The organism is Weizmannia agrestimuris (assembly GCF_943193165.1).
Lineage (GTDB): Bacteria > Bacillota > Bacilli > Bacillales > Bacillaceae_C > Weizmannia > Weizmannia faecalis.
Map to the genome: position 1 here is coordinate 1 of NZ_CALPDC010000075.1, position 6,895 is coordinate 6,895.

Annotated in this window: 5 protein-coding genes and 1 riboswitch; of the genes, 4 read left to right on the plus strand and 1 reads right to left on the minus strand. The window is 46.3% G+C overall.

The window, feature by feature from the left end; translation table 11 throughout:
• Positions 1-534 precede the first annotated feature (534 nt).
• Positions 535-684: riboswitch (cyclic di-AMP (ydaO/yuaA leader) on the plus strand.
• Between the two features lie 109 nt (positions 685-793).
• Positions 794-2,614: an APC family permease gene (locus NFR98_RS15315; RefSeq protein ID WP_251460528.1), complete on the plus strand. Its 1,821-nt coding sequence runs from the start codon at positions 794-796 to the stop codon at positions 2,612-2,614.
• A gap of 166 nt (positions 2,615-2,780) precedes the next feature.
• On the opposite strand, the gene NFR98_RS15320 is transcribed toward NFR98_RS15315, so the two are convergent.
• Positions 2,781-3,617, minus strand: a complete 837-nt coding sequence (locus NFR98_RS15320) for an undecaprenyl-diphosphate phosphatase (protein WP_251460532.1) — start codon at positions 3,615-3,617, stop codon at positions 2,781-2,783.
• Between the two features lie 175 nt (positions 3,618-3,792).
• On the opposite strand from NFR98_RS15320, the gene NFR98_RS15325 reads away from it, so the two are divergent.
• The 3 genes from NFR98_RS15325 to NFR98_RS15335 all read left to right on the plus strand — a co-directional run bounded on the left by NFR98_RS15325 (position 3,793) and on the right by NFR98_RS15335 (position 6,696).
• On the plus strand, positions 3,793-3,978 hold the full coding sequence (locus NFR98_RS15325; RefSeq protein ID WP_017551739.1) for a twin-arginine translocase TatA/TatE family subunit: 186 nt from the start codon (positions 3,793-3,795) through the stop codon (positions 3,976-3,978).
• A 623-nt stretch (positions 3,979-4,601) separates the two neighbouring features.
• Positions 4,602-5,627 (plus strand): AI-2E family transporter, encoded by a 1,026-nt coding sequence (locus NFR98_RS15330; protein WP_251460535.1) that lies wholly within the window; start codon positions 4,602-4,604, stop codon positions 5,625-5,627.
• Positions 5,628-5,895: 268 nt separating this feature from the next.
• Entirely contained in the window at positions 5,896-6,696 is an 801-nt protein-coding gene (locus tag NFR98_RS15335; protein ID WP_372510097.1) for an amino acid ABC transporter ATP-binding protein, read from the plus strand.
• The last annotated feature ends 199 nt before the right edge of the window (positions 6,697-6,895 follow it).

A 6,895-nucleotide genomic window follows, 5' to 3' on the forward strand; every position in this document is an offset into this window, starting at 1 on the left:
GGATCAAAAGGACATTTCGTTACCTGATGCCGCTCGTTTTGTCTTTTTGACGGCTTCAAAAGGACAATTCGGGCCCGGATGCGGCATGTTTTGTCCTTTTGACAGGTTCAAAGGGACATTTCGTTACCTGATGCCGCTCGTTTTGTCTTTTTGACGGCTTCAAAAGGACATTTCGGGCCCGAATGGAGCTCCTAATTAGACAATTCCACCGGGTTCGCGCCTCTTTTGGTCTTATGTTTCCAATTGATCCGCCTGCCCCAAGAGGTCATCTTTTCATCCTCAGGTTTTACCTTCCTAACTCTGTTTATCTCTTTACTCCGGATTTGCCGAAAAACCTTGCTTTTTGCGTGCTTTAGGCACATTCGGATATTCTACAAAAGAAGCATGATCGAAAATTAGGTACTGTGAATAAAGACAGTTTGCCCGGGGATATGGCGGGTAAAGATGGACATACCGAAACGCAATTGCGAAATAGTCTTTACAAACCATGGTAACGGGAGTAAGATAGGATGTCGTATGAAAAATTTGTGTTTCATAACTGAACCGCTTAATCCGGAAACGGAACGGGGGAACCAGGTTGGCGGCCGCGCGCCGCTTTGGGGTGAAGCCTTTTTTTAAAAAGGCAGGGCCACTCTTATGCCCGAACCCGACAGCTAACCCCGTCAGCGTTATAAGAGAGGATGTGAAACTGTGATCGGGCAATAGACCACAGGGAAGATAAATTCTCTTTGTGGTTTTTCTTATTTTTGGGGAAGCATTTTTGAAACACTGCAGATAAAAGGAGACAATTCAAATGTTCACCACGATAAAACGATTGTTAATTGGGAGACCGCTGCGTTCAAATGAACTCGAAGGCCAGAAGCTGACCAAGTTAAAAGCACTGGCCATTCTGTCATCCGACGCACTTTCATCTGTTGCATACGGGCCTGAACAGGTGCTGATTGTACTTGCCACAGTGGGGACGCTGGCATTTTGGTATTCTATTCCAATTACAGTCGGCATTTTAATTTTATTGGCTGCACTTATTTTATCTTATCGCCAGGTCATTTACTCTTATCCGCAAGGCGGCGGGGCATACCTTGTCTCGAAAGAAAATCTCGGCGTCACCCCCGGCCTTCTTGCAGGCGGATCCTTGCTGGTGGACTACATTTTAACGGTGGCCGTTTCCGTCTCAGCCGGAACAGATGCCATTACTTCCGCGTTTCAGAGCTTGCATCCGTACAGTGTGCAGATTGCGGTTTTTCTCGTTCTGATCATTACGATTTTGAATTTGCGCGGGCTGACGGAATCAGCCAATGTGCTCGCATACCCGGTTTATCTGTTCGTATTTGCATTGATTGTCATCATTGTTGTCGGTTTATTTAAAACCGTAACGGGGCAAGTTCCGCAAAACCTGCACCCGCATATCGGTACGCCGGTCGCCGGCATTTCACTGTTTCTTTTGCTAAAAGCTTTCTCATCCGGCTGTTCGGCATTGACAGGGGTCGAAGCCATTTCCAACGCGATCCCGAACTTTCGCGACCCGGCACCGAGAAACGCAGCCCGCACGCTTGCCATGATGGGTATCATTCTGGCATCGCTTTTAGCGGGCATCAGTTTTCTCGCATACTGGCTCGGCATTCCGCCGAAAGAAACAGAAACCGTTGTATCGCAAATGGCACACCGGACACTTGGCAACGGTGTTTTGTACTATTTCGTCCAGGCAACTACGGCTTTAATTCTCGTGCTTGCTGCGAACACCGGATTCTCTGCGTTCCCGCAGCTCGCTTTTAACCTGGCGAGGGACAAATTTATGCCGCGCATGTTCACGATCCGCGGTGACCGGCTTGGTTACTCAAACGGAATTATTTTTCTCGGCGTTGCTTCCATGATTTTAATTGTCGCATTCCAGGGCAATACCGAGCGCCTCATTCCGTTGTACGCAGTCGGCGTGTTCATTCCGTTTACCCTTGCGCAATGCGGCATGATTGTGAAATGGGTCACTCAAAGACCGAGAGGCTGGGCCGGCAAAATGTCGGTCAACTTTGTCGGTGCCATTATTACATTTAGCGTCCTTGCGATTTTATTCATTACGAAATTCACGCAAGTATGGCCGGTTTTGATTTTCCTGCCGATCGTCATGTTTATTTTCCGGAAAGTGAACCGGCATTACGAGGCGGTCGGCGAGCAGTTGCGGATTAAAGGTGTGTTTCAGGAAGAAATCCACTCCAATGTGATCATTGTCCCGGTGGCCGGCATTACAACGGTCGTGGAACGGACGATTAATTATGCAAAATCGCTCTCGGATCAGGTCATAGCCGTTTATGTCGCTTTTGACCATGAAGACGAGAAGAGAATGGAAGAAAAATGGAAAGAGTGGGACTGTGGTGTCCGCCTTGTCACCCTGCACTCGTCTTACCGGAGCATTGTCCAACCGCTTGCCAAATTTTTGGAAATTATCCAGCGGAAAGCAAAAGAAAACAAGTACCAGGTCATGGTACTCATTCCACAGTTCATTCCGAAAAAACGCTGGCAAAACATTTTGCACAACCAGTCCGCGCTCCTCATCCGGATGCGCCTTCTCTGGGAAAAAGACGTTGTCGTTGCAACAATGCCCTACCATTTTAAAAAATAGGATGCACCATTTTCGTTGCAATACGGTTGTATCAAAAAAGGCTGCCCGCCACGCGTTCGGCAGCCTTTTTTGATGAGCAGAACAAATTACCGTAGACGCTTCGTTCAACATCAAACGCGGCAAAAGCCAAAATAAAAAAGCCGCGCACCGCTGCGCAGCCAAAATCTTATCGGTTCCAAATCAAAAGAAGCAAAACAATCGCCAAAAGGATGCGGTATACCGCAAATGGGATCAGCTTTACCTTGTTGATCAATGCGAGGAAAAACTTGATCGCAATTAAGGCGAAAATAAACGCGCTGATGAATCCGGTAATAAAGAACGGAATCGTCTCAGGTGTTACGGCACCCCAATGCTTTACAAGCGAAAGAAAGCTCGCGCCAAACATGATCGGCACGGCCATAATAAACGTAAAGTCCGCTGCCGCACGGTGACTCATGCCAAGCAAGACGCCGCCTGAAATCGTGGAGCCGGAACGTGAAAAACCCGGCCACAGGGCAAGACATTGAAAAAGCCCAACCACAAACGCCTGTCTATATGTAATCTGGTCGACCGTCTCCGTCTTCGGCCGGCGTGGGCGCGTGAGATCCGCTACAATCATCAAAACGGCCCCAACCACAAGGGCAATAAGTACCGTATTCACCGAAAACAGATGGGCATCAATATAATCTTCAAACAAAAAGCCGAGCACAGCCGCCGGAACAAGCCCGGTAATCACATGCGTCAATCTCAGCCGTTCACCGTACATCTGCTCTCTCGTAATATTTTTTTTCAGGCCAAGCAAATTTAAAAATCTGTCCCAAAATACGACCACCATCGCCATAATAGACCCAAGCTGGATCACCACTTTAAATACATTTGCCGCTTCAGTGCCATAAAGATGATTCGATTTCAAAATCAAGTCATCCACAATAATCATATGACCCGTCGAAGAAACCGGGGCAAACTCTGTCAGCCCCTCCACAAGGCCGAGAATGGCGGCCACAAACAAATTCCACAAATGCAAAAACGTCACCTCCAGACTACATTATTCTACCATGGACGCCGGCCAAAACGAATAAGTTTTTTTACGAACCTCACCTTGCTTAATCAGAAAATAAATTGAATTCAAGTGATTATAAGTTGAAAATGTTTACAATACACTATAAGATAAAGATAAAGAAGCCCGGGGAGGGGAAAAAATGCCTGGAAATCTCAGCTTTGGCGAAGTTCTCATTATTCTTGTTGTTGCCCTATTAATTTTCGGCCCGTCGAAACTCCCGCAGCTTGGAAGGGCAGCCGGCCAAACATTGCGCGAATTCAAAAAAGGCGTGCGCGACGCCATTGATGAAGAAGAAAAGCCGCAAGTGAAAAAAAGCAAATCATAACCATAAGCCGCTGTAAAACACAGCGGCCCATTTTTTGCATTCACCCCGCCATTTTCCGAACGCTTTTCATGGTAAAACACCGAAAGACGACCGCCCTGACACCTTCACGAGCCGTCGTGTAAAAATACGACCAGCATACTGCCACTTTTCATCTCATTGCAAGTGCTGCAAAAAATGTCTGATCCTTTTTGCGAAAAACGCAGCAGCCAGTTTTTTATTCGCGCTGCCGTCATCCTAACATTTTTCACGGTAAAACACCGAAAGACGACCGCCCTGACACTTTCACGGGCCGAAAATGCAGCCGTAACGTCCTGTCCCCGGGGACGGATTCAATTTTCCTGATCGTGCTATATAAGTTGAACCAAACATTAGTTGCCAGAAGCAATGTCTATCCTGATCGTAATTGATTTTGACGCGAAAAACTTAAGTTCTTTTTATATAGCAGCGGGAACTGCGGGCTCCCCGTGGGCTGCATTAACCTGTATAGTTTATTCCTTTTATGGCAGGAAAAAATTTCACACATCCCCCGCCGGCTAAATTACTTGAACCGGCTATAAATGTGTTAAGATAAGGGTAAACAGAAAAATGGTTCCTTTGAATCCGGAGGGGGCAATAACAATACGATGGAAGACCGGCTGTTTTCATTATTTCAAAAACGGGGGGTCAGAAGGGTCCTTATCTTTGTGCTGATCGCAGTGATTCTTTATTTTCTGCGCAGCATGATGGATCTGATGCTGCTCACCTTTATTTTTTCCTATCTTGTTAACCGGCTGCAGAAAATTGTAACCAGATGGTTCCCGATCAAACGCAGACTGGCTGTTTTGATCGTGTACATTTTAATTCTCGGTGGCCTCACACTCGGCGTGATCAAATATTTTCCGATCCTGGTCAATGAAATTACCCAGCTTGTTATGCAAATTTCCGATTTCTACACAAAACCTCAGCACAATGAAGTATTGAATTATATTGTGAAAAACATCCAGGAAAAGAAAATCGTTGACTACGCACAAAAAGGCGTTTCCATCCTGTTCGATTATTTTACAAGCATCAGCAAAGTCAGCATCCAGGTCTTCATGGCCATTATCCTGAGTTTGTTTTTCCTGCTTGAAAAAGAGCGGATCATCCGTTTTACAAAACAGTTTAAAAAGAGCAAACTTGCAGCGTTTTACGATGAAATCGAGTATTTCGGTGTCAAATTTGTAGGGACATTCGGGAAAGTGATCGAGGCCCAGTTCATTATCGCCGTTGTGAATTCCGTGCTTACCACGATCGGCCTCTGGATTCTCGGCTTTCCGCAGTTATTCGGGCTCGCCATTCTCATTTTTGCTCTCGGCCTTATCCCGGTCGCCGGCGTTTTCATCTCGCTCATTCCGCTCTGTATCATCGCTTACAGCATCGGCGGCGGAATGAAAGTACTGTATGTCCTCATTTTGATTGTCATCGTGCATGCCGTGGAAGCCTATGTGCTGAATCCGCAGCTGATGTCCTCAAAAACGAATATGCCTGTTTTTTACACTTTTCTCATTTTAATTTTTTGTGAGCATTTTTTCGGTCTGTGGGGGCTCATTCTTGGTATTCCCATTGTGATGTTCTTCCTTGATGTTCTTGAAGTTACCGGCCAAAGTACGGAGCCAAAGAAAAAAACATAATGTGCACCAGCCGTTCCGAAGTGGGTAAGCATTTTGGAATGGCTTTTTTTATTGAAAAAAATGGAAGCAGGGCAAGAAACCTTTATAAGCTGTTTCCTATTTATTTAAAAAAGCGTTCTTCCCGGAAATTGAATTCCATTCGCCAAAGAGAACGCCGAGATTTTTAATATTTTATAAAAATATCCTCCCAGGAAATTTACATTAAAAAACAGAAAAATACCTTCAATAAAAATATTGATGTTATCTGAATAGATTGATATACTCTAAAATAGGGAGTAATGGAAGGTTTCTAAATACTGGAAGCGCACACCAAAAAGATGAGCAGCCGGGAGGTGATGATGTGATTTCATTCCGTCATGTCAACAAATACTATGGTGATTTTCACGTTTTAAAAGATATTAACCTTGAAGTAAAAGAAGGGGAAGTCGTCGTTGTGATCGGGCCTTCCGGATCAGGGAAGAGTACAATGCTCCGCTGCATCAACCGTCTGGAAGACATCACGGACGGCGAGCTCTTCGTCCGCAATATGAAAGTCAATGACAAAAAAACCGATATCAACGATCTTCGCAAAAACATCGGCATGGTCTTCCAGCACTTCAATTTGTATCCGCATAGAACTGTCTTGCAAAATATCACGCTGGCGCCGATCAAAGTGCTGGGCCAAAGTAAGGAAGAAGCGGAAAAAAAGGCGATGCACTACTTGGAAAGGGTGGGCATTCCGGATAAAGCAAACGCCTACCCGTCACAGTTATCAGGCGGCCAGCAGCAACGTGTCGCAATTGCCAGGGGGCTGGCAATGGAGCCGGACATTATGCTGTTTGACGAACCGACATCTGCCTTGGATCCCGAGATGATTGGAGAAGTGCTCGACGTTATGAAAGCACTCGCAAAAGACGGTATGACGATGGTAGTTGTCACGCACGAAATGGGCTTTGCCCGCGAAGTGGCGGACCGCGTCCTTTTCATGGACCAGGGGAGAATCATTGAGGACAATACGCCGGAAGACTTTTTCAAAAACCCGCGTGAAGAACGCGCCCGCACCTTTTTAAACCGTGTGCTGAACCATTAACCACAGGCCATGGTACATACACTTGCAAAACATGTGTATCCGGGCAGGATGCTAAAAATGGAAGCAAACGACCGCGGCTATTGGGTACACGCATGTCGGCCGTCGATCGCCGGAAAGCCGGCTACGAATGGTGGCCAAACATCCTGCATCACGCCCGGGCAGGATGCTAAAAATCGGGTGCAAACCATATGCGGTTATC